The organism is Epilithonimonas hungarica, assembly GCF_900102265.1.
Lineage (GTDB): Bacteria > Bacteroidota > Bacteroidia > Flavobacteriales > Weeksellaceae > Epilithonimonas > Epilithonimonas hungarica.
Genome location: NZ_FNBH01000001.1, coordinates 1 through 20251, shown reverse-complemented (window position 1 = coordinate 20251; position 20251 = coordinate 1). Strand labels below are relative to the sequence as shown.

The 20251-nt window shown below is 34.8% G+C and carries 23 protein-coding genes and 1 tRNA gene; 11 read left to right on the top strand and 13 right to left on the bottom strand.

The window, feature by feature from the left end:
- Positions 1 to 2 precede the first annotated feature (2 nt).
- The 5 genes from BLT30_RS00130 to pgi form a co-directional block, all read right to left on the bottom strand.
- Positions 3 to 836 (bottom strand): ABC transporter ATP-binding protein, encoded by an 834-nt coding sequence (locus BLT30_RS00130; RefSeq protein WP_089870357.1) that lies wholly within the window; start codon positions 834 to 836, stop codon positions 3 to 5.
- Positions 836 to 1588 (bottom strand): MlaE family ABC transporter permease, encoded by a 753-nt coding sequence (locus tag BLT30_RS00125; protein ID WP_089870355.1) that lies wholly within the window; start codon positions 1586 to 1588, stop codon positions 836 to 838. The genes BLT30_RS00130 and BLT30_RS00125 overlap by 1 nt, the downstream gene beginning before the upstream one ends.
- Positions 1589 to 1678: 90 nt before the next feature.
- Positions 1679 to 2311, bottom strand: coding sequence for a 7-carboxy-7-deazaguanine synthase QueE (locus BLT30_RS00120; protein ID WP_089870354.1), 633 nt, complete (start codon positions 2309 to 2311; stop codon positions 1679 to 1681).
- On the bottom strand, positions 2304 to 3188 hold the full coding sequence (locus BLT30_RS00115) for a bifunctional 5,10-methylenetetrahydrofolate dehydrogenase/5,10-methenyltetrahydrofolate cyclohydrolase (RefSeq protein WP_089870353.1): 885 nt from the start codon (positions 3186 to 3188) through the stop codon (positions 2304 to 2306). Before BLT30_RS00115 ends, BLT30_RS00120 begins: the two co-directional genes overlap by 8 nt.
- Positions 3189 to 3259: 71 nt before the next feature.
- Positions 3260 to 4903 carry a glucose-6-phosphate isomerase gene (gene pgi, locus BLT30_RS00110; RefSeq protein WP_089870351.1) on the bottom strand — a complete coding sequence of 548 codons (1644 nt, stop codon included), beginning with the start codon at positions 4901 to 4903 and terminating at the stop codon, positions 3260 to 3262.
- Positions 4904 to 5899: 996 nt separating this feature from the next.
- On the opposite strand from pgi, the gene BLT30_RS00100 reads away from it, so the two are divergent.
- From BLT30_RS00100 to BLT30_RS00090, 3 genes are all read left to right on the top strand, one after another.
- Complete coding sequence (locus tag BLT30_RS00100) at positions 5900 to 7243, top strand: cytochrome ubiquinol oxidase subunit I (RefSeq protein ID WP_089870347.1); 1344 nt, start codon at positions 5900 to 5902, stop codon at positions 7241 to 7243.
- Entirely contained in the window at positions 7240 to 8259 is a 1020-nt protein-coding gene (locus tag BLT30_RS00095) for a cytochrome d ubiquinol oxidase subunit II (protein WP_089870345.1), read from the top strand. Before BLT30_RS00100 ends, BLT30_RS00095 begins: the two co-directional genes overlap by 4 nt.
- 86 nt (positions 8260 to 8345) lie before the next feature.
- On the top strand, positions 8346 to 8768 hold the full coding sequence (locus BLT30_RS00090) for a DUF6646 family protein (RefSeq protein WP_089870343.1): 423 nt from the start codon (positions 8346 to 8348) through the stop codon (positions 8766 to 8768).
- A gap of 69 nt (positions 8769 to 8837) precedes the next feature.
- On the opposite strand, the gene BLT30_RS00085 is transcribed toward BLT30_RS00090, so the two are convergent.
- On the bottom strand, positions 8838 to 10343 hold the full coding sequence (locus BLT30_RS00085) for a serine hydrolase domain-containing protein (RefSeq protein WP_089870341.1): 1506 nt from the start codon (positions 10341 to 10343) through the stop codon (positions 8838 to 8840).
- A gap of 152 nt (positions 10344 to 10495) precedes the next feature.
- Complete coding sequence (locus BLT30_RS00080; protein WP_089870339.1) at positions 10496 to 11398, bottom strand: pirin family protein; 903 nt, start codon at positions 11396 to 11398, stop codon at positions 10496 to 10498.
- 454 nt (positions 11399 to 11852) lie between these two features.
- Between BLT30_RS00080 and rseP the strand changes: the two genes are divergently transcribed.
- The 3 genes from rseP to BLT30_RS00065 all read left to right on the top strand — a co-directional run bounded on the left by rseP (position 11853) and on the right by BLT30_RS00065 (position 14415).
- Entirely contained in the window at positions 11853 to 13352 is a 1500-nt protein-coding gene (rseP, locus tag BLT30_RS00075; RefSeq protein ID WP_089870337.1) for an RIP metalloprotease RseP, read from the top strand.
- Positions 13353 to 13437: 85 nt separating this feature from the next.
- Positions 13438 to 13511 (top strand) — tRNA-Asn (locus tag BLT30_RS00070).
- 379 nt (positions 13512 to 13890) lie between these two features.
- Positions 13891 to 14415: a hypothetical protein gene (locus tag BLT30_RS00065; RefSeq protein ID WP_089870335.1), complete on the top strand. Its 525-nt coding sequence runs from the start codon at positions 13891 to 13893 to the stop codon at positions 14413 to 14415.
- Between the two features lie 17 nt (positions 14416 to 14432).
- On the opposite strand, the gene BLT30_RS00060 is transcribed toward BLT30_RS00065, so the two are convergent.
- The 5 genes from BLT30_RS00060 to BLT30_RS00035 all read right to left on the bottom strand — a co-directional run bounded on the left by BLT30_RS00060 (position 14433) and on the right by BLT30_RS00035 (position 16589).
- The gene (locus BLT30_RS00060) at positions 14433 to 14984 is read right to left on the bottom strand and encodes a hypothetical protein (RefSeq protein WP_089870334.1); all 552 of its coding nucleotides are present in this window, start codon (positions 14982 to 14984) and stop codon (positions 14433 to 14435) included.
- 256 nt (positions 14985 to 15240) lie between these two features.
- Positions 15241 to 15426, bottom strand: a complete 186-nt coding sequence (locus BLT30_RS00050; RefSeq protein WP_089870330.1) for a hypothetical protein — start codon at positions 15424 to 15426, stop codon at positions 15241 to 15243.
- A 17-nt stretch (positions 15427 to 15443) separates the two neighbouring features.
- On the bottom strand, positions 15444 to 15776 hold the full coding sequence (locus tag BLT30_RS00045) for a hypothetical protein (protein WP_089870329.1): 333 nt from the start codon (positions 15774 to 15776) through the stop codon (positions 15444 to 15446).
- Between the two features lie 273 nt (positions 15777 to 16049).
- A complete protein-coding gene (locus BLT30_RS00040) occupies positions 16050 to 16244 on the bottom strand; it encodes a hypothetical protein (RefSeq protein WP_089870327.1) in 195 nt (64 codons plus the stop codon).
- Positions 16245 to 16304: 60 nt separating this feature from the next.
- Complete coding sequence (locus BLT30_RS00035; protein ID WP_089872802.1) at positions 16305 to 16589, bottom strand: helix-turn-helix domain-containing protein; 285 nt, start codon at positions 16587 to 16589, stop codon at positions 16305 to 16307.
- Between the two features lie 347 nt (positions 16590 to 16936).
- Here BLT30_RS00035 and BLT30_RS00030 point away from each other — a divergent pair, with 347 nt between their 5' ends.
- From BLT30_RS00030 to BLT30_RS00010, 5 genes are all read left to right on the top strand, one after another.
- A complete protein-coding gene (locus tag BLT30_RS00030) occupies positions 16937 to 17155 on the top strand; it encodes a hypothetical protein (protein ID WP_089870325.1) in 219 nt (72 codons plus the stop codon).
- A gap of 23 nt (positions 17156 to 17178) precedes the next feature.
- Positions 17179 to 17502, top strand: coding sequence for an SH3 beta-barrel fold-containing protein (locus tag BLT30_RS00025; protein WP_245707078.1), 324 nt, complete (start codon positions 17179 to 17181; stop codon positions 17500 to 17502).
- A gap of 55 nt (positions 17503 to 17557) precedes the next feature.
- The gene (locus BLT30_RS00020) at positions 17558 to 17818 is read left to right on the top strand and encodes a hypothetical protein (protein ID WP_089870323.1); all 261 of its coding nucleotides are present in this window, start codon (positions 17558 to 17560) and stop codon (positions 17816 to 17818) included.
- An 843-nt stretch (positions 17819 to 18661) separates the two neighbouring features.
- On the top strand, positions 18662 to 19195 hold the full coding sequence (locus tag BLT30_RS00015) for a Panacea domain-containing protein (RefSeq protein ID WP_089870321.1): 534 nt from the start codon (positions 18662 to 18664) through the stop codon (positions 19193 to 19195).
- Positions 19195 to 19599, top strand: a complete 405-nt coding sequence (locus BLT30_RS00010) for a hypothetical protein (RefSeq protein ID WP_089870319.1) — start codon at positions 19195 to 19197, stop codon at positions 19597 to 19599. Before BLT30_RS00015 ends, BLT30_RS00010 begins: the two co-directional genes overlap by 1 nt.
- Positions 19600 to 19625: 26 nt before the next feature.
- Here the strand turns inward: BLT30_RS00010 and BLT30_RS00005 are convergent, their stop codons facing one another.
- The gene (locus BLT30_RS00005) at positions 19626 to 20099 is read right to left on the bottom strand and encodes a hypothetical protein (protein WP_089870318.1); all 474 of its coding nucleotides are present in this window, start codon (positions 20097 to 20099) and stop codon (positions 19626 to 19628) included.
- Positions 20100 to 20251 lie beyond the last annotated feature (152 nt).

Sequence of the window (20251 nt, the reverse complement as noted above, 5' to 3'; positions counted from 1 at the left end):
TTTTATTTTTGTTTTGGAATTCGTGAATCTTCGATCTCATTGTCTTCGGGTTTATCATTAATTAAACTTGTTTGATTATTTTCTAGCATAAAATCGCGTAACTGCTTAAACAGTTCTGAGGAATAAACGAAATCTATCAGATGTTTATTCTTTGCGGTTGCCAATATGTCTTTGTCTCCTTCCCATTCTTTGATCCCCAGTCTCAGATAAAGGATCTTTTCACCAATTGTCATCACAGAGTTCATATCGTGTGTATTGATGATCGTTGTCGTATTATATTCTTTGGTGATCTCCAGAAGAAGATCGTCTATTACATTCGAAGTGTATGGGTCTAATCCCGAATTGGGCTCATCACAAAAGAGATATTTGGGATTATTTACAATTGCTCTTGCAATAGCAACCCTTTTCTGCATTCCTCCGGATATCTCAGAAGGATATTTTTTATTAGCATTCTGAAGGTTCACTCTACCGATCACTTCCAGAACTTTTCTTTTTTTCTCGCGAAAACTAAGATTAGTGAACATATCCAAAGGAAAGCTGATATTCTCTTCTACGGTCATAGAATCGAAAAGTGCACTTCCCTGGAAAACCGTACCGATCTCTGAGCGAAGAGTCTGCTTTTCTTCCGGGGACATCTTCATAATATCGCGTCCATCAAACAAAATACTTCCGCTTGAGGGTTCATAGACATTCAGAAGAGATTTTAAAAAAACTGTCTTCCCTGATCCACTCTGTCCAATGATCAGATTGACCTTCCCTGTATCAAATGATGTATTGATACCTTTCAGAACTTCAACCTCTTCAAAGCTTTTTCTCAATTCTTTAACTTCTATCATTAGCTTAGGAACATTTGGGTTAATAATAAATTCATTATGATCACAGAGATCATTGTCCAAACTACAGCCTGCGTACTGGCACGACCTACCTCCAAAGATCCTCCTTTTACATTATATCCAAAATAGGCAGGAATAGTTGCAATTAGAAATGCAAAAACCGCCGTCTTCAAAAAAGCATACCAAATAAAATAAGAGGGCATGTACATTTGGATTCCAGTGATGTAATCGGCTGTTGTCCAGTTTCCTGTCGCTACACCCGCTATATAACCTCCCCAGATCCCTATAACAATACTTATGGCAATTAATATCGGATTGAAAACTACGCTGGCCACTATTTTTGGTAAGATCAAGAAATTTGGAGAGTTGACCCCCATAATATCTAATGCATCAATTTGTTCTGTAACACGCATTGTACCAATGCTAGATGCAATATAAGAACCTACTTTACCTGCAAGGATAACAGAGATGATGGTGGGAGAAAACTCCAGAATCAAAACTGTTTTTGTAGCATAGCCGACAAAACTATTAGGGATAGGGAATGATGATGCATCAAAATTATTAAACATTTGAATGGCTACGACCGCCCCTACAAAAAAAGAGGTAAACAATACCAATCCAAAAGAGTTAACCCCCAGATCATAAAATTCCCTTACGAGAAGTTTCATATAGACATTTCTTTTCTGTGGTTTGCTTATAGCCTTTCCCAGCAGCAAAAAATATTCTCCAATAGATTCAAATAATCTTTTTAACATAAAGCTAAATTAGTTTTTTTTATCATAAGCTTCTATTTTCTAGCAATATTTGAATCAAAATAACTAAAAAAATATGCTCATTGATAAAAATTAAGGGATATTAAGATACTTGTGTGTTTGTATAGAAGACCTCCATTTTGGATTCTCTAATATAAAATCTGTGATCTTTGGATACATCGCATCACGTTTGCTCCATTCGCTCTGAAGATAAAGCTCGCAGTCGCCATTTACTTTTTCACCTTGTTCCTGAGCAAATTTAAAATCATTATTATTGAATATGATCATTTTAAGTTCACTTGCCTTGGAATAGATCTCCTCCAAAGGAAGACCTGTTTTCTTGGGAGAAAGCGTGATCCAGTCCAGATGGCCGCTCATGGGATAAGCCCCGGAAGTCTCAATATGGATCGTACAACCCAATTCTTTCAGTTTTGAAGTTAAGATTTCGAGATTCCACATCAACGGCTCCCCTCCTGTAAGAACGATCGTCTTACAATATTTCGCTGCCGTTTCTGCAATTTCAACAGTATTCATCAAAGGATGGAGCTTTGGGTCCCAACTTTCTTTTACGTCGCACCAATGGCAGCCCACGTCACATCCACCTAGACGAATGAAATACGCCGCCTTCCCAGCGTGGTATCCCTCGCCTTGAATAGTGTAAAAATGCTCCATTACGGGGAGCATTTTACCTTCATTTAATAAAATATTTTCTTCTTCCTTAGTCATTATAAACCGAAGTTTTATAGGCAATAATGGTATTTTTCATCAGCATTGCCCGCGTCATTGGACCAACTCCTCCGGGAACCGGTGTAATCCAACTTGCTTTTTCTGCGCAGCTTTCAAAATCTACATCGCCCGCAAGATGATATCCTTTTTCAGAATCATCATCTACTCTTGTGATTCCTACATCTACAATAACTGCTCCATCTTTGATCATCTCTTTTTTCAAGAAATTCGGATCTCCCAAAGCAGTTATTACAATGTCTGCCTGTTTTGTATATTCCTCTATATGTTGGGTGTAAGAGTGCGTCAGCGTCACCGTAGAATTTCCCGGAAAATCTTTTCTTCCCATCAGGATGCTCATTGGCTTTCCAACTATCCTGCTTCTCCCGATGATCACACAGTTCTTACCTTTTGTCTCGATATTATACCGTTCTAATAGTGTCAAAATTCCAAATGGCGTTGCCGGCAGAAAAGTATCCATTTCCAAAGCCATTTTTCCAAAATTCTCTGGATGAAAACCATCTACATCTTTTCTCGGATCGATGGCCATAATGATTTTTTCCTGATCGATCTGCTTAGGCAAAGGCAACTGGACTATAAAACCATCCACAGCTTTTGACTTGTTCAGCTCATCGATCTTCTCCAATAATTCCGATTCCGAAACGGTGCTTGGAAATTTGACCAGCGAAGAACTGAATCCAACTTCCTCACAATCTTTCACTTTGCTATTTACATAAGCTTTGCTTGCGCCATTGTTCCCAACCAAAATCGCAACCAAATGTGGCGCTCTTCTATTGTTGGCAAGAATTTTTTGAACCTCTTCTTTAATTTCAGCTTTTACCTCTTTTGAGACTTTGAGTCCATCTAGAATTTGTGCCATTTTTTCTTTCTTTTTACTTTTTAGATTTATTTGAAAATACCGTGTTCCTTTCCCAACACGATAGTTATATTTTACCGGTTTGATTTATAAAAATTGATCAATCCGTTCGTAGAGCTGTCATGTGTTTCTACCTGACCTTCTGCTTCCAGTTCCGGAAGGATTTTTCCTGCCAAAACTTTTCCCAGTTCCACGCCAAACTGGTCAAAACTGAAGATATTCCAGATCACACCCTGAACAAAGATCTTGTGCTCATACAATGCGATCAGCTGACCCAATGTAAAAGGTGTCAATTCTTTGAATAGGAATGAGTTGGTTGGTGTATTTCCAGCGAATATTTTGTAATTCAACAATTTTTCGACCTCCTCTTCTGACTTGCCAGATGATCTCAACTCAGCAAAAACCTCATCTTCTGTTTTCCCAAAAGCCAGGGCTTCTGTCTGTGCAAAATAGTTGGCCAAAAGAATATCCTGATGTTCACCCACTTCATTCGGAGATTTTGCATAAGCGATGAAATCTGCGGGAATCAATTCCGTTCCCTGATGAATGAGTTGATAAAAAGCATGCTGACCATTGGTTCCTGGCTCGCCCCAGATGATGGGTCCCGTTTCATATTCCACGAATTCGCCATTTCTATCTACAGATTTTCCGTTGCTTTCCATATCGCCTTGCTGCAAATAAGCTGAAAAACGGTCAAGATACTGGGAATAAGGCAAAATCGCATAAGTTCCTGTTGCATAGAAATTTCGATACCAAACCCCTAGAACACCCATCAAAACAGGGACATTTTCTTTGAGATCTTTGGTTTGGAAATGAACATCTGTATCGTTCGCACCTTTTAATAATTGTTCAAAATTATCATAACCCACAGACAAAACGATGCTTAATCCAATGGCACTCCAAAGTGAATAACGACCGCCAACCCAATCCCAGAATTCGAAGATATTATCTTCTGCAATTCCGAAATTTTTTACAGCATCGATATTGGTAGAAAGTGCTACGAAATGTTTTGCAACATCTTCATTTTTAGCACCCGATTTCAGGAACCATTCTTTTGCAGAATTGGCATTGGTCATGGTTTCCTGAGTGGTAAAAGTCTTAGAAGCAATGATGAATAAAGTGGTTTCCGGATCTAGGTCTTTTACAACCTCTGCCATATGATTCCCATCCACATTGGACACGAAATGAACATCCAGTCTTGTCTTGAAATGCTTAAGCGCCGAGCAAACCATCACTGGCCCAAGGTCAGAACCTCCAATGCCGATGTTTACGACATCCGTGATCTCTTTTCCTGTAAATCCTTTATGAGAACCAGAAATGACGGATTCTGAGAAGGCTTTCATATGTTCCAAAACCTTTTTGATTCCAGGTTTGATGTTTTCTCCATCGACCAAAATCTCTTTATCAGAAAAATCTCTCAAGGCTGTATGAAGAACAGCCCTTCCTTCAGTTTCGTTGATCTTGTCACCCGAGAACATTTTCCCGATTGCTTCTTTCAACTGCGTTTCTTCAGCCAATTGCAACAATAACTCCAGCGTTTTAGCATCCACTAAGTTTTTAGAATAATCGAAAAGATAGTTTTCTGTTTCTAATGAAAACTCTTTGAAACGATTCGGGTTATATTGGAACAACGTCCTCAATTCGAAATCGTTATTGGCAAATTGCTGATCAAGAGCTTTCCATGCAGAAGTTTGGATTGGATTTATTTTTGGTAACATTCTTTAAGGTTTTTAAATTTAAATAAACCTTATTAGAAACTCTAATAAGACCTGCAAATTTAAGAAAAATTAGCCAGTTGATTTCAATTAGTTTTTTAACATAATGTAACTATTGTCTTGAGAAAAAGAATAGCGTTTTCGAGGATTATTTCTCATCACTAATTCTGTTACACCTGTTATGACACTCAATCATTTGCGATATGTTTTTTCTTTAAAAATAAACGAGGATAGACTTATCTACCCCCGTTTTCTAAATTTTTTATTTATTACTTTACTTGATTTTCAATAATTTATAATTTAAAACCATATCTACCACTAACTTTGGAACATGACCGCTCACCTTTTGGGCATGGACATGGCACAGGACAAGAATGCCCAAGCCGATGCTGAGTCTTTTCATGTTATGAGTTTTTTTAATTGTTATTCTCTCGATGCAATGATAGCAAGGAGATGCGACAAAACGTGTCGCTTTTTATTTTTTCCTAAAATTAATTGTTTTTTTACTGGATCCAAAATATTTTCCATGCTTTTTTATTATGTTAAATGGATTTAATAGCATTTTTTTATAAAAAGATAACATTTGACAACAATCATCGAACGAGCATCGAACAAGGGATATACAACGGATATAGAATAGATATAAATTGGATATAGAATGGATATACATGGGATATACAAACTCCATATTATGTTAACATAAAATCATAGAAACAAATAGATCTGCCCAGATCATGGAGATCTGCGGGAAAACAAAACCAGTGACCTGTTAAAACTTCATGTGCCTTTCATAAAAAAATCCAAAATAAAAAAATAACACGTCAACTTCTGTCGTATCACCATAATACATTTGCAACATCAGTTGATAGAAAACAATTAACTATGATTTGGAATTTTATTTTCCATTATTTTTTAGTTTTAGAAATATGACTTTTCTCTTCCCTTTTTAGAAGAGAATCTAAACATAAAAAACTTAACTTTACAATCAAAATAGGGATTATGGATGATTTTCTAGCCGCCAGGTCTCAAATGGCTGTGTCTCTCGGGTTTCACATTATATTTTCCTGTGTCGGGATGGTGATGCCTTTTCTAATGGCGTTTTCACATTACAAATATCTTACGACCAAAGACGAAGTCTATAAAGGGCTTACAAAAGCATGGAGCAAAGGGGTGGCAATCCTTTTTGCAACAGGTGCCGTTTCTGGGACGATGCTGTCTTTCGAGCTCGGTCTGCTTTGGCCAAAATTCATGGAACATGCCGGTCCTATCTTTGGGATGCCTTTTTCCCTGGAAGGAACTGCCTTTTTCATTGAGGCCATTGCCATTGGATTTTTTCTTTATGGCTGGGAAAAATTCAATAAATGGTTTCACTGGTTCTGTGGCGTTGTAGTCGGAGTGAGTGGATTGGCTTCGGGGATTCTGGTTGTTGCTGCCAATGCCTGGATGAACAGTCCGGCTGGTTTCGATCACATCAATGGAAAATATCTGAACATCGACCCTATAAAAGCAATGTTCAACGAAGCTTGGTTTCCACAGGCTTTTCACATGACTGTTGCCGCATTTGCTGCTACCGGATTTGCCGTGGCTGGGATCCACGCTCTAATGGTGTTAAAAAAACGAAACGTCAATTTCCACACAAAAGCGTTTAGGATCTCTGCCGGATTTGCGATTATCGGAGCTTTGCTGGCTCCTATCAGTGGTGATATCGCTGCCAAATCTGTTGCCGTAAGACAACCAATAAAACTGGCCGCAATGGAAGCCCATTTCGAGACCGAAAAAGGAGCTAGTTTTGTAATTGGAGGTATTCCTGATGAAGAAAATGAACAAATAAAATATGCCATAAAAGTTCCTAAAGTACTAAGCTTTCTCGCTTGGGGCGACTTTGATGCGGAAGTAAAAGGGCTCAAAGATTTTCCGAAAGACCATTGGCCTCCGGTTGCGGTCGTTCATTATGCCTTTCAGATCATGATATTTTTCGGAAGTGTGATGATGGTGATCGGGTTTCTGTACCTCATCGCCAACTTTTGGAAAAGAGATTGGCTTACGAAAACTTGGTATCTGAAAACTTTCGTTGCGGCAATCCCATTTGGATATATTGCATTGGAAGCAGGCTGGACAGTAACAGAGGTTGGAAGACAGCCTTGGATCATTTACGGAATCATGAAAACCATAGATGCAGTAACCCCAATGCCGGGAATCCAGTATTCATTTTACTTTTTTACATTGATTTTCATATCTTTATCATTGATCATCATTTTCTTATTGCTTCGCCAGATCAAGATGGTCCCGAAGTTATACGATCCAACTGACCCTAATTATAATCCTAAAAACAAGAAATTATGATCTACGTAGTTATTGCATTTCTTTGGGTTTCAATTTGTTTGTATGTGATCACAGGAGGCGCAGATTTCGGAGCAGGAATCATCGAGTTGTTTTCTAAAAGATCTTACCGTGACAAAACGAAAAAGATCATGTCCAAATCCATCGCTCCTATTTGGGAGGCTAATCATATGTGGCTGATCATTGCAGTTGTGATTTTGTTTGTTGGATTTCCCACCATTTATACGACTGTTTCTACTTACCTTCACATCCCTTTGGTTTTAATGCTGATCGGAATTATTGCAAGGGGAACTGCTTTTACTTTTCGGAATTATGATGCGGTAGATGACAGCTGGCAAAAAATATACACACAGATCTTCTATTACTCCAGTCTGTTGACACCTTTCTTTTTAGGAATTATTGCAGCTGCAACCATTTCCAGAAGCATCGATACAGATGCGAAGGATTTTTTAGGTCTTTATATTTTTAGCTGGCTAAATCTTTTCGGAGTTTGTGTCGGGTTTTTCACAGTAGCTCTTTGCGCTTATCTGGCTTCATTATTTTCCCTTCACGAAGCCAGATTCAGTGATGCTCTACCAATTATGATAAAAAAATCGAGAGAAACCGCTATTTATGTAGTTGCCATGGGGATTTTGGTTTTTGTAAGTGCTTATTATTCTGATATCCCTTTACTGAAATGGATATTTTCCAAAGCTTTAGGAATCATCGTAATTACTGCCGCGACGATCAGTCTTCTTTTTACGAATGAGGCCATCAAAAGAAGTAACTTTCTCCTTGTGAGGTTTCTTGGAGGCTTTCAGATCGTAATGATTCTGGTGGCAGCCACTTATCAGCACAACCCCAACATCATTCTTTTCGCAAATGGAACCCATCTTTCCTTATTTGACTCCAGTGCTGCTCCCAAAACCATCGAAGCTTTGGGCTGGGCTCTTCTTTTGGGAAGTATTTTTATCCTGCCTTTTCTTTTTTATCTGTTACTCTCTTTTGGAAACCAGAGCAAGGAGAATCATCAAGAATAATAAATGTCTTTTATCAGTCGTTCTTCTTACACTGTGGTTTTATTTTTGATGTAGAGAAGCCATTGAAAATTTAATAAAATAAGTTTATGAAGAAATTGCTATTGACACTTGGTTTGTTTGCCGGCGTTTTATCTTATGCTCAAGCTTGGACCGGTGCTGGCGACCAAAAGGCACAAGCCGGAATTAATGTTTGGGGATTTGGGACCGGACCTACTGCAAGTTATGATTATGGGCTTTCTAACCTCATCTCTGTTGGTGGTGGTGCCAATGTTTATTTCAATGAGGATGATGACAATCCTTTCGTTTTTGGGCGTGTTGGATTTCACCTGCAGGAAGCATTAGCTTTACCTTCGGAATTTGATATTTATCCTGGCGTTAATGTCGGGGTTGCTGGTAGAAATTTCGGTTTGGGTGTTTATCTTGGAGCCAGATATTTTTTCACAGAAAACTGGGGCGCTTTTGTAGAAGCTGGGAATAACGGAAGCTTCGGAGTTTCTTATTCTTTCTAAATATCAAGCTTAAAAATAAAAAAGCTTCTGAAAATTCAGAAGCTTTTTGCTTTATAGATTTTGATAATCTTATTTTCCACTTCCCTTATCTATTTTCAAGAGCATTTCCTTCGCGTTGTTATTAGAAGGGTCTAAATCTAATGATTTCTGATAATCGTTTTTTGACAATGCATATTCTTTCTTATTAAAATAAGCCTCTCCACGACTGTCATACACATTTCCTGACTTTGGAAACTCATTGACATTTAAATCGAAAATCTTAAGTGCTGCATCTAATTGATTATCTCTTAGAAACTCATAGCCAAGCTCGTTCAATTCGTTTTCATTGGCGAAGTTATAGCCATTTGGATTATTCTTTTTCAGTTCTTTGTACAATGCAATTCCTTTGTCAACATTTTTTAAACATTCTTTTCTAATGGTTAAAGCAATAGATTCTTTTTGAGGCTCAATAGGATAATTCTTCCATTGGTTCAAACTGGCAATACTTAAAAGGATTTCATCGATTAATTTAAAATTATTACCGTTAGTCATTACAACCAGACCGTTTCCGTCTTCAACACTTCCAATATAGTAGCAAACAAAACCTTCGTTTCCACCACTATGGCTGAAATATTTTGTGCCTTTGAAATCATTCATAAATACTCCGTAATTATTCTCAATTCTCTTTACAGACATTTCCTTTGATAAGACTTTATTTGATTTACCTAATAATGATAATTGAGTTTCGATAATGTATTTTGCCAGATCATTTGGGTTGGTCCATAGACCAGCTGCAGCTTTTTCAGGATAGATATGATATTTGCCCTTTACTTCTTTTCCGTTATTATAAGCCGTTGCAAGTAATTTTTCTTTATCCTGAGAAGGTGGCTGATTGTGAGAACTTTCGTTCATTCCCAATGGTAGAAGAATATTTTTCAGCATATAATCTTCATATCTTTCTCCTGTAGTATTTTCAAGAATTAATTGTGAAATGGTTGTTCCGCCACCCGAATATTGAAATTTGAGATTGGGTTCAAACACAGACCGAACTGCAGGAGAATTGGCTGGTTTTTGTCCATCGAGAATTTGTATTATGGTAGGTAATTCTTTTCCTTGTTGATAACCTCCGAAACCATGAACAGATAAACCCGCCTTATGACTCAACAGATTTGCAAGGGTGATTTTTTTCCCTTTTGAAAGCGAATCGTATGGGAATTTCCAAGTTTTTAAATAATTATTGATGTCATCGTCCAAACCCAATTTTCCTTGTTCCACCAATTTTAAAATACCGAGACTGTTGATAGTTTTGCTGATAGACGCAGCCTGAAACAGTGTTTGCGGAGTTGCTTTTCTGTTTTCAGCAACATCTGCATAACCATAAGCTTTTGACCATTCTATCTTATAATCTTTGATGACCGCAATGCTTACCGCATTCATATTGTAGAAGGCCATTCTTTCTTTTAGGGTCCATTTTTTTGTTTTCGTTTTATCCCAACTGAACAGATTGTCTTCGAATGATTTTATTTTATCGTTCACATTTTGTGCAAAAACATTCAATGATAAAGAAAGCAGTAGGATTAGATTTAGTTTTTTCATATATAAATAATTGATTTTCTAATTAATAAGACAACTCAGAAAAATGGTTGTTACATATAGATGTACAAACTTTTTATTTCATTATTGATTTTCAAAACAATATGACTGGAAAAAAGAAAAGCATTCCGACGTTTCGGAATGCTTTTTATAATCTATTCTTTTAATTTAAGATTCTTATTCTGTGGTGGAAGCGGAACATAACCATCATCATTGATGACTTTTGGGAACTCGTGGTTTTCCCATCTTGTTTTGGCATCTTCTATCATTTCTCTGGAAGTGGCAACAAAGTTCCAATAGATGAATCTCGGTTCTGGAAACGGCTCTCCGCCAAAAATATAAACCGTGGAATTCGGTTTCAAAACAAAATGACAAAGCTTGGAATCCTTAGCAATCAGAATATGTTTTGGGTTATAAAGATTGCCTTCGCTTTCGATGTTCCCTTCCAAGATGTAAAGTGATGATTCTCCAAAAAGGTAATCGCCGAGAATGATTTCTCTGTCTTCCTGAAGCGTATTTTTGACCTCAAGGAAATAAAGCGGCGAATAAACGGGAACCGGAGATTTGCGGCCGAGGATTTCTCCAGCTATTAATTTGTAATCTACACCATTGTCTTTCCAGCTTGGTATGTCTTCTTTGTTGATGTGGAAAAACTCAGGTTCAATTGTTTCCAGTTCTTTTGGAAGTGCGACCCAAATCTGTAATCCGTGGAGATTCTTATCGGTTGTTCGCAGATATTCCGGGGTTCTTTCGGAATGGGCTACGCCTTTTCCTGCTGTCATCCAATTCACTGCACCTTCTTTGATCTCGATTTCTGTCCCGATGGAATCTCTGTGCATTATACTTCCCTCAAACAAAAAAGTCAAAGTTGAAAGTCCTATATGCGGATGTGGCGGAACATCCATATTTTCATAATCTTTGAGCGCAGCTGGTCCCATATGGTCGATGAACACAAATGGACCAACACTTCTCTTCTGAGAGAACGGCAGCAATCTACCAACCAAAAAGTTACCAATATCGGCCGCTCTTTCCTCTATTATCATCTGAATATTTGACATAATTTCATTTTAAATTTGATTTAAAATTAAGGATTTAAGTTGTAAAAATCAATCAATAATTTTTTAACCTAAGGGGTTTAAATCTTTTAAAGTTCTTTTGTCATTCCGTAGGAATCTCGACAGCATTAGTTAGATCTACGGAATGACAAACATAGTGATTATAACCTTATTTTATGTTGAATCTCGCAGCCCGACTTATCTCAATTTGATAAATCCTTTTATTTGAATCGATGAACCACTTCGTTAGGTTTGAGCGGAATCCTTTTTTGCTTCTACAAAAGTTCTATTTAATGTGAAATCTTCCTGCAAAAAAGATTGGGAGCGGAAGGCGGATTAGCTGCCCAAATAAATTTAATATTTCGACAATTAATGACTTTTTGACAAAGATATTTCATTGGTACAGTTTATGACTGAAATGATTACCTTTGCGTACCTATAATTTTAAAACATATTAATGGAATTAGCATTAAAGATATTTCAGTTTATCCTGAGCATCTCTATCCTTGTAACTTTACACGAAATCGGGCATTTTTTGCCTGCGAAATGGTTCAAAACCAAAGTAGACAAATTCTTTTTATTCTTTGATCCGTATTTTTCCATCTTCGCAATGAAGAAAATCAATGGAAAATGGCAATATAGATTCCTTTCAAAAAACGACCCAACTGAAGAAGAAGTTGAAATAGACGGAAAAAAAGTTCTTCAGCCTATCGATATTTCTACACTCCCTGATTCGGATTGGAGAAAACACGAAGGTGTGAAGTACGGAATCGGATGGCTTCCTTTTGGAGGTTATGTGAAAATCGCCGGAATGGTGGATGAAAGTATGGACACCGAACAACTGAAAAAACCGGCACAACCTTGGGAGTTCCGTGCAAAACCGGCTTGGCAGCGATTGATCATTATGCTTGGTGGCGTGACGGTCAATTTCTTTTTGGCTTGGGCGATCTATTCCTCACTTTCTTACTTCAATGGTGAAACTTATCACGATAATTCGAAATTCGAAAATGGAATCGCGGTTTCTGAACCAGCACAGCTATTAGGTTTCAAAAACGGTGATAAGATCTTAAAAATTGATGGCAAACCAGAAGAAAGATTGGAAGATAGTTTCCTTGATATTCTTTTGAGTAATGAAATAACGGTTTTAAGAGATGGAAAAGAAGTTGATTTTGCTCCGAATGAGGATGGAATTGCGCACATCTTAGGTGCTAATGAAGCTAAGGCTTATATCACTCCAAGATTCCCGGCTGTAGTTGACAGTCTTGCTCCAAATATGCCCGCCATAAAAGCAGGATTGAAAAAAGGAGATAAAATAGTTGGAATCAATGGTCAAAAAATCGGATTCTATGACCAGATCGGAGATATTCTTAAAGCAAGTAAAGGTGGAAAAGTTTCTCTGGATGTTGTTAGAAATGACCAAACTTTGACTATCATTTCAGATGTTGACAAAGACGGCAAAATCGGTTTTACGCCAAACTTAAAGCTCGCTCAAAGCTATCTTGACAAAACTGAGGTAATAAAAAAATATACTTTCTTACAGGCGATTCCAAGAGGTTTTGACAGAAGTATTGCTTCTTTGACAAAGCAGGTAAAGCAATTCAAACTTATCTTCCACAAAAAAATACAAGGTTATAAAAAAGTAGGAGGTCCGATTGCGATTGTAAACAATATGCACGTTGACAAAAGCAAAGACGGAAGTTTATCCATCAATTGGGAGTTTTTCTGGAGCTTTACGGCCATGTTCTCTGTTTGGCTGGCGTTCCTTAATTTGATACCGATTCCGGGCTTAGATGGCGGTCACGTATTGTTTACATTGTGGGAGATCATCACAAGAAAACCAGTGCCACAGAAAATTTTGGAAAACGCACAAATGGTGGGCGTCATTTTCTTATTGGGGCTTATGGCGTTAATATTTGGAAATGATATAGTTAAGCTGATAGTGCAAGCTTTGGGCTGAAAAATTTAAAAAAAGTTTCAAAAAAAGTTTTGGAGTTTTTAAAAAAGTTTCTATATTTGCACACGCTTAAAGCAAAAAGAAACATTCCTCTTTAGCTCAGTTGGTTAGAGCATCTGACTGTTAATCAGAGGGTCGCTGGTTCGAGCCCAGCAAGAGGAGCTTGTTAATGAAAGACTTACAGAAATGTAGGTCTTTTTTCATTTTATACTTACAACATTTTTACAACATTAAGGCTTTTATATTAACGATTTGGCGATTTATGCCTAAACAGGTTTTCCATAAAATTGTGGAAACGGTCTTTGATTAATTTCAGCCAATCGAAATTTAGTTCCGTTAACTTTTCCCCCACATGAATTAAAAGACAGACAGAAGAATTTATCAATAGACTTATAACTAAATTGAAGTATTGATGTTTTCAACAAAATTGTTGAAAACCTGCTCCATATATTTGTGGAGCAGAATCGGAGGCAAACGTTAACACTATTATATTTTTTACCTTTGATTATTAATCTATTTATATTTGTGGAAACTATCGTATATGACTAATTCTACTGCCGCAAATACCATGAGCTCTCTTCTAGATTTTTTAAAATATTTAATACCTGTGCTGTCAGCATTCTTAGCATCATTTTTAACCTATAGATTTTCTAAAAAAGATAAAATTAGAGACCATCTATTCACTTATAAAGTGAAAGCCTACCTGAGTCTTGCCGAGGATGTATCTAAAATTCAAAAAGATATTATAAAACTTAAAAATAACATTCATTTTTCCAGGAGGGAAATCGGGGAGCTTTCCCCGTTTACAATTACTGATGATTTAAAGGAATCGATTAATAGGCAGTCTCTTTTTCTTAGTGATAAAATAAAAAAGGATTCAAAAAATCTTGAAACAGCTGTTTATAGTTTAGCAACTATTGAAGAGTATGTAGGGAAAATAAATACCAATCCAAAAAAAGAAACTCTTGATAAATATCAAAGAGCGTATATTGAGTGCGGTATATTAATCGAAAAGCTTCAGAGCGACTTAGGAATGCATCAGATTGGAACCGGTAATAAGAAATAGAGACAATCAGTAATGTATTAAAGTTTCACTATCTTTCTAAACTCCTTAAACTCGTTGGCTGTTATAGAGGTTTTTTCTAAAGCTTTTAGAAATCTCGAGTAATTCTTTGTTAGTTTTCCATTATAGTATTCTCTTTTGTATTCCGGTATATCCAAGCCTTGCTCCCTTCTAAACAATTGCCTTACAAACCTCCAGTTTTTGCCATAATTCTGAGCTGCATAATTATAAGGTACTCCTTTTCGGTGAACAAACTTACCTTTATGTAAATATAGTTTCCTACCATTTAAGCCAGTTTCTGAACATTCAAAAAACCATATTAATCCGGCACCTAAATTTGATTTTTTTGATACAATTTGTATAATCTGCTTATAATCTCCGAAATTAAGCACCAAAACACCAGTTTTCTTGCCTATTTTCATAGCAAAATCAATATTTAATGAGCTGAAATTTATTTCTCCATTTGTATAATGGTATTGCTTTAAATATCCTTTTTCATTAAATTTTCTGATATTGAGACATTTTAAATCGTGTATTTCTGTCGGAAAAGTTGGCTTTCTACCTCTTGCCATTAGCCTAAATTATTAGAAAATTCGCCTATTCATAATTTATGAAAAACATTTTGGAATTGCATTTATCTTTTGATTAACTCCAATCTCGCAGCAACCTTCTTAACTAATTCGAGGCTTATATCTGTATTTTGTATCATTTCATTTGCTTTTTTGGCAAAGTCTTTATCTCCTTTATAACCTCCGGCGATTATGTCAGATACTATGATTAGTACTTTGTGCAGTTTCATGTATTCGTTATCTGTTAATAGCATAATAATTAATTTAGATTATTAGTTAAAATTACGAATCTTGGTTTTAAATTTCTAATTTTATCTGCTGTCTTCTGTCTATCATTTACTTCTTTTATACCTTTCGGAAAATTAGTTATTTTGACAAGACAGATTGCAATTACGACCATTACGATTATTGCCATAACTACAGTAATTATGTTTGGTTTTTTCATTTGTGTTTCTATTTTTTTTATTCTATAAATATTTTCAATAATGTTTCTTTATCATTGTCTGACATTTTATCAAATTCCAATTTTTTAATATTCAACCTCTTTAAGTTTTTCCGAACATATTCATCATAAATTCTATTGTTTTCAACAATCAGGTCATCAATAAATAAACTAGTTTTTAATTCTAGGTATCCAGTTAAAAGACTTAAATATGTCTTGTAATCTTCTTTAGTTTTTAGACCGACAATTAAATTATTTTTTCCGGAATCTTTATCATAGAATAGATATGAGTATTTATCTCTATAATCTTTTATTAAAGCCTTTTGTATGGAAACTGAAGGTAATTCATTCATATTTAATATCTTATTGTAGGCTGGATATAATTCATCAATTGCCTCTAAATAATCCTGTACTATTATATTGAATTACTCTTTTATACTCTTTTACGCTGGTTAAAAATTGTTCGTGAGAATCTATTTCTTGTGAAAATGCATCATTGGAGAATATTACAAGTAATATCAGTAGAAAATTTTTCATGGTGTAATTTTAGAACCTAAAAATACAAGTTTTATTAATTTCAATTTTACTGTTTTCCGTAATTTTCCTATTTAAAAATTCCTTACTCACTAGAGATTATTGGCTATTCTGAATTTCGCCCTGATCTCTCTTTCAAAATTGGAGCGGGATTTTTTGCCCACACCCGCCCCATTTTGCAACTGATGTTGTATATCTTCCTGGATGGCTATTTCTTTAATGACCTTTTCAAGTTCATTGTATAGCCTATTTTTTTTCTGTTGTAATTTCTCAATATTGGTTTCCATATCCAAAATATTTGTAATTCATAGAGTAATATTATACCCAAAAAGAACCATCAGCCTTATTTAGCCTTTATTTAAGGCAATATGGAACTTTTCAAAATTGATGGTTCCAATCTCGCTAAATCCAGCACCTTCCTTAATGTAAATAGGTGTTGTTTCTTGATCTTTTGTTGATATAAACAATTCTTTTACATCGACATCAAGAGCCTCTGCTATTTTCAATAGCGTTTCTGCAGTTGGATTGCCATTTATTATTTTATTAAGTCCGACGGTGGTGATTTCTAATTTTTCAGCAAGATCAATTTGACTTAATTTCTTCTCTTTCAAAATTTCTTTGATTCTCAACATAATTTTCAATTGTTAATTTTTCATTTATTCATCGTTGTTTGTTGCAAATATAACATTAAAGTTTAATATAAAACAAAAAAATCATACAAAAAAGTTTAATAAAAATTTGCGTGACTAAATATTTATGTATAATATTGCATTATAAAATTAAACCTTAAAGTATAATATCATGAAAACAGAAACATTATTAAAAAGAGTAGAAGCAAAATTACTACAGTACAATAATCAATCTGACGTAAAGAAAATGCTTGAAACTCATTTCGAGTATGCTTCAAGAAAGTACACTACCGTTAAAAGTATCTGTGAATGTATTGTAACAATCTACTAGTTAAAGTAAATACAAAGCAATGAAAACAATATCTCAAGAAAGAGCCGAAAAGTTAGCAAGAAATATCAACGCAATGGACACTAACTATCAATACTGCAATGATATGAGTTCAATCAAATTCTGGTCAAATCTTAAAGATAAGCTGAAGGCCAAACTTGCAACGCTTACAGATGAAGATAAGAGCATTTTAATCCCTTTATGTAACGAAACAGAAGCAAAATTTTTCAATTTAATTTAACAACAATCAAATACCACAATATTATGAAAATCTCAACACCATCATTTAGAAAAACGATAATGTCAACAGCTTGGCAATTCTTGAGGCAAACCGGTTTAAGCTTCTCAGAATGCTTAAAAAAGGCCTGGGCGAACTTCAAGCTTCAGCAAAAGATGCAGACTGAAATAGTGAAATTCTACTTTCAAAAAGTAGATGGTTCTGTACGCGAAGCCTGGGGTACTTTAAGAGCTGATATGTTACCAGAAATAGGCGAAGGCAACCGCAAAAAAAATGATACTGTACAAACTTACTTTGACACCGAAGTAAATGCATTCAGATGTTTTAAGAAATTCAACTTAGTAGCATAATTACAAACCAACATGATATTAATAAAATAAAAAAACAACATTAAATCCATTTACAATGAAAAAACCACTTACTTATGTCGGCGCAATCGCATTCTTAAATGAAATTAACAAGAGTATGTATGATTCAACCCAAATATCAAAACAAGAATTTTGTAAAAACTGTGATTTTTTACAAAAACTTATTTATCAGTCTGTGGTATTTGAAGAGAAAAAACCGGGCTTAATTGAAACAGTTGAAAAACTTACTCAAAAGCATAACTTAACACCTATTGCTTTTCAAAATAGCTTTATCAGTTTACAAACAAATCTTAATTAAATTTCAATTAAAATGAATGCTTTGACTGTCAAAAACATTAAGTTACCTTCTTAACTCAAATTTAGATACTGCCCTAGAATCTTTTCATAAAACTGATACAGGTAAAAATATTTTGCGTATTGAAATTTTTAAGACGCTATTCGAATACACTAGCAAACCATTTCAACCAGGTGATGTTGTAATTGCTGATAAAGTGATTTAAATAAATCCGAGGCTTAACTCTAGATTTTATCTAACCTATAAAAATGGTAATAAAGGACTTTTTTTTGTAACCATAACAGAACATAGTGATTATTACAGTAATTGCAGAACACGAAACTGAGCCTATCTGTATCTGTAAAGAGCATCTATTTGAAGCCGTTGACGTTTATGAGGTTCTACGTTTTGAACGTAAATTATAACTGTGTGAAAATCCTTTTAATGTCCAAAAGGATTTTTTTATATTTACTTAACTAATAACTGCATAAAATGTCAAAAGAAACCAAAACCTATACAGATACTTCGAAACCTGTAAAACCTCGAAAGAACTTCTTTTAAAAGTTAGAAATATTCGGCAAAAAAATAAGTAGACCTTTTGAACTTTTGACCCCTTTATCAAATAAGACATTATTATTCAACATATTATATCGTTTTAATAGAGTTCATCATAGTTCAGTAAAGTTCAATGTAAATTTTATTTTAATACGTCAAGTTTTGACGTTATGCGACACGATATTTGTTGATAAATAGCAATTAATGCTATTGCGTACTAAAATATTAATAATTACTTTTGCAGACTTTTTTTGGAGAATTCATTTATATGTATTAGCTTTACTGCAAGGTATTTGATATCAAAAAATTATAATGATTATAGAACATTTGCAAACATACATTCAGCCTATTTTATACGTGTTAAATAAAGCTGGAAAAGCTTTAGACACTCATAAAATTAGCAAGATTCTTTATTTTGCTGATAGAGAGCATTTGGCAAAATATGGAACATCTATATCAAATGATACTTACATGAAAATGCAATATGGCCCCGTGCCTTCTACTATTTATGATATCATAAAAGCAGTTCAGGGCAAAGGCGGAGTAATTTCAAAATCTGATATCGAGTCATTTTTTGAAATCTCTGAGGAAGATAAAATTATAGCTAAAGTGAATTTCGATGAAGATGAATTTTCAAAATCAGAAATGGAATGCTTAGATAATTCTATTAACGAGCACTTATCAAAATCTTTCGGATATCTTTCGGATAAATCTCATGATGATGCTTGGAAAGATGCGATTTACTCAATGGATGATATTAAAATTGCTAAAGCTGGTGGCGCTGACGAAAATATGATTAAATATATCATGCATTACAATGAATTGATCAATTCAAAGTTTATCTAATGGTTTCAGTTGGTGATGTTTTATATTTATTCGTCGAAGATACCGACCCACCTAAAAAAAAATATTTTTTTGTACTAGGCATGACAGAAAATGAGGTTTCAATCGCTTCATTTTATGTAAACTCTGAAATCAATTTAAATGTTAACAATAATCCAGTTTTGGTAAAGTATAATATTGAAATTAATCCATCAGATTATCCATTCCTAAGCTATAAATCATATTTAGATTGTACAAAAATGGTTATTCGGGATAAAAAAGAATTTGATGAAATTGTGCGAAATCGTCCTGAAGCAGTGGTTTATAAATTAACAGATATTCAGTTGCATCATCTTAGATCCATTATTCGTGAAGTTCCAACCTTTAAAGGCAAAATAATCAATAAATTTGGGTTTTATGACAATTAAAAACCTCCCATTTCTGAGAGGTTTTTTTATTTTCCGTATTTAAACGTGGAGGGAGCGAACGTTGTTCCATCTAAATTATAATTCACAAGCCAAGCAGAAGTTATAGTACTTGCGCCCGTATTTTTTCTGATATCCTCGGACAATGAATTTAGTTCTTCTATAATCTTTTTATGACGATTATAAAGGTCAATTTCTTTTGCTGTTGAAATATAATAACTATAAGTTTCTTCTATAGTCTTATAAGCATTTTCTTTAATAAGAATTTCTCCATTTTCACAGTAGACATAATAGGAAAATATAATATACTGTAACCCTGAATATAATTTAAAGGCAAGTTTTATATCTTCCACTACTGATTGGAATTCTTCTAGTTGATCTTTTCTCCGAAGATTCTCAGATCTTGAAGATGCAATTTTTTCAATTGACGAATCACTAAAAGAAGATTTGATAAGAGAATTTATTTCCTCATCGGTAAATTCCAATTTTTCTTCTTTCCACATAATTAATATATCACTCAATACCTTAATCGAATGGGTTATTTTGTTTTGTTCTTCCGATGTAAATCGTCAGCGAAAAGTGGACATTAGATATTAAAAAGTTAAGGAGTGTTTTCATAAAAAGAGTAATTTTAATTATGGCAGCACCGAAAAAG

Coding starts and splice junctions, on each gene's coding strand:
- BLT30_RS00080 (WP_089870339.1), bottom strand. CDS start 11,398: ATGTCAAATATTCAGATGATAATAGAGGAAAGAGCGGCCGATATTGGT.
- BLT30_RS00085 (WP_089870341.1), bottom strand. CDS start 10,343: ATGAAAAAACTAAATCTAATCCTACTGCTTTCTTTATCATTGAATGTT.
- BLT30_RS00065 (WP_089870335.1), top strand. CDS start 13,891: ATGACTAATTCTACTGCCGCAAATACCATGAGCTCTCTTCTAGATTTT.
- BLT30_RS00050 (WP_089870330.1), bottom strand. CDS start 15,426: ATGAAAAAACCAAACATAATTACTGTAGTTATGGCAATAATCGTAATG.
- BLT30_RS00060 (WP_089870334.1), bottom strand. CDS start 14,984: ATGGCAAGAGGTAGAAAGCCAACTTTTCCGACAGAAATACACGATTTA.
- BLT30_RS00100 (WP_089870347.1), top strand. CDS start 5,900: ATGGATGATTTTCTAGCCGCCAGGTCTCAAATGGCTGTGTCTCTCGGG.
- BLT30_RS00115 (WP_089870353.1), bottom strand. CDS start 3,188: ATGGCACAAATTCTAGATGGACTCAAAGTCTCAAAAGAGGTAAAAGCT.
- BLT30_RS00030 (WP_089870325.1), top strand. CDS start 16,937: ATGAAAACAATATCTCAAGAAAGAGCCGAAAAGTTAGCAAGAAATATC.
- BLT30_RS00035 (WP_089872802.1), bottom strand. CDS start 16,589: ATGTTGAGAATCAAAGAAATTTTGAAAGAGAAGAAATTAAGTCAAATT.
- BLT30_RS00090 (WP_089870343.1), top strand. CDS start 8,346: ATGAAGAAATTGCTATTGACACTTGGTTTGTTTGCCGGCGTTTTATCT.
- BLT30_RS00095 (WP_089870345.1), top strand. CDS start 7,240: ATGATCTACGTAGTTATTGCATTTCTTTGGGTTTCAATTTGTTTGTAT.
- BLT30_RS00125 (WP_089870355.1), bottom strand. CDS start 1,588: ATGTTAAAAAGATTATTTGAATCTATTGGAGAATATTTTTTGCTGCTG.
- BLT30_RS00120 (WP_089870354.1), bottom strand. CDS start 2,311: ATGACTAAGGAAGAAGAAAATATTTTATTAAATGAAGGTAAAATGCTC.
- BLT30_RS00045 (WP_089870329.1), bottom strand. CDS start 15,776: ATGAATGAATTACCTTCAGTTTCCATACAAAAGGCTTTAATAAAAGAT.
- BLT30_RS00025 (WP_245707078.1), top strand. CDS start 17,179: ATGAAAATCTCAACACCATCATTTAGAAAAACGATAATGTCAACAGCT.
- BLT30_RS00015 (WP_089870321.1), top strand. CDS start 18,662: ATGATTATAGAACATTTGCAAACATACATTCAGCCTATTTTATACGTG.
- BLT30_RS00010 (WP_089870319.1), top strand. CDS start 19,195: ATGGTTTCAGTTGGTGATGTTTTATATTTATTCGTCGAAGATACCGAC.
- BLT30_RS00020 (WP_089870323.1), top strand. CDS start 17,558: ATGAAAAAACCACTTACTTATGTCGGCGCAATCGCATTCTTAAATGAA.
- BLT30_RS00005 (WP_089870318.1), bottom strand. CDS start 20,099: ATGTGGAAAGAAGAAAAATTGGAATTTACCGATGAGGAAATAAATTCT.
- BLT30_RS00130 (WP_089870357.1), bottom strand. CDS start 836: ATGATAGAAGTTAAAGAATTGAGAAAAAGCTTTGAAGAGGTTGAAGTT.
- pgi (WP_089870351.1), bottom strand. CDS start 4,903: ATGTTACCAAAAATAAATCCAATCCAAACTTCTGCATGGAAAGCTCTT.
- rseP (WP_089870337.1), top strand. CDS start 11,853: ATGGAATTAGCATTAAAGATATTTCAGTTTATCCTGAGCATCTCTATC.
- BLT30_RS00040 (WP_089870327.1), bottom strand. CDS start 16,244: ATGGAAACCAATATTGAGAAATTACAACAGAAAAAAAATAGGCTATAC.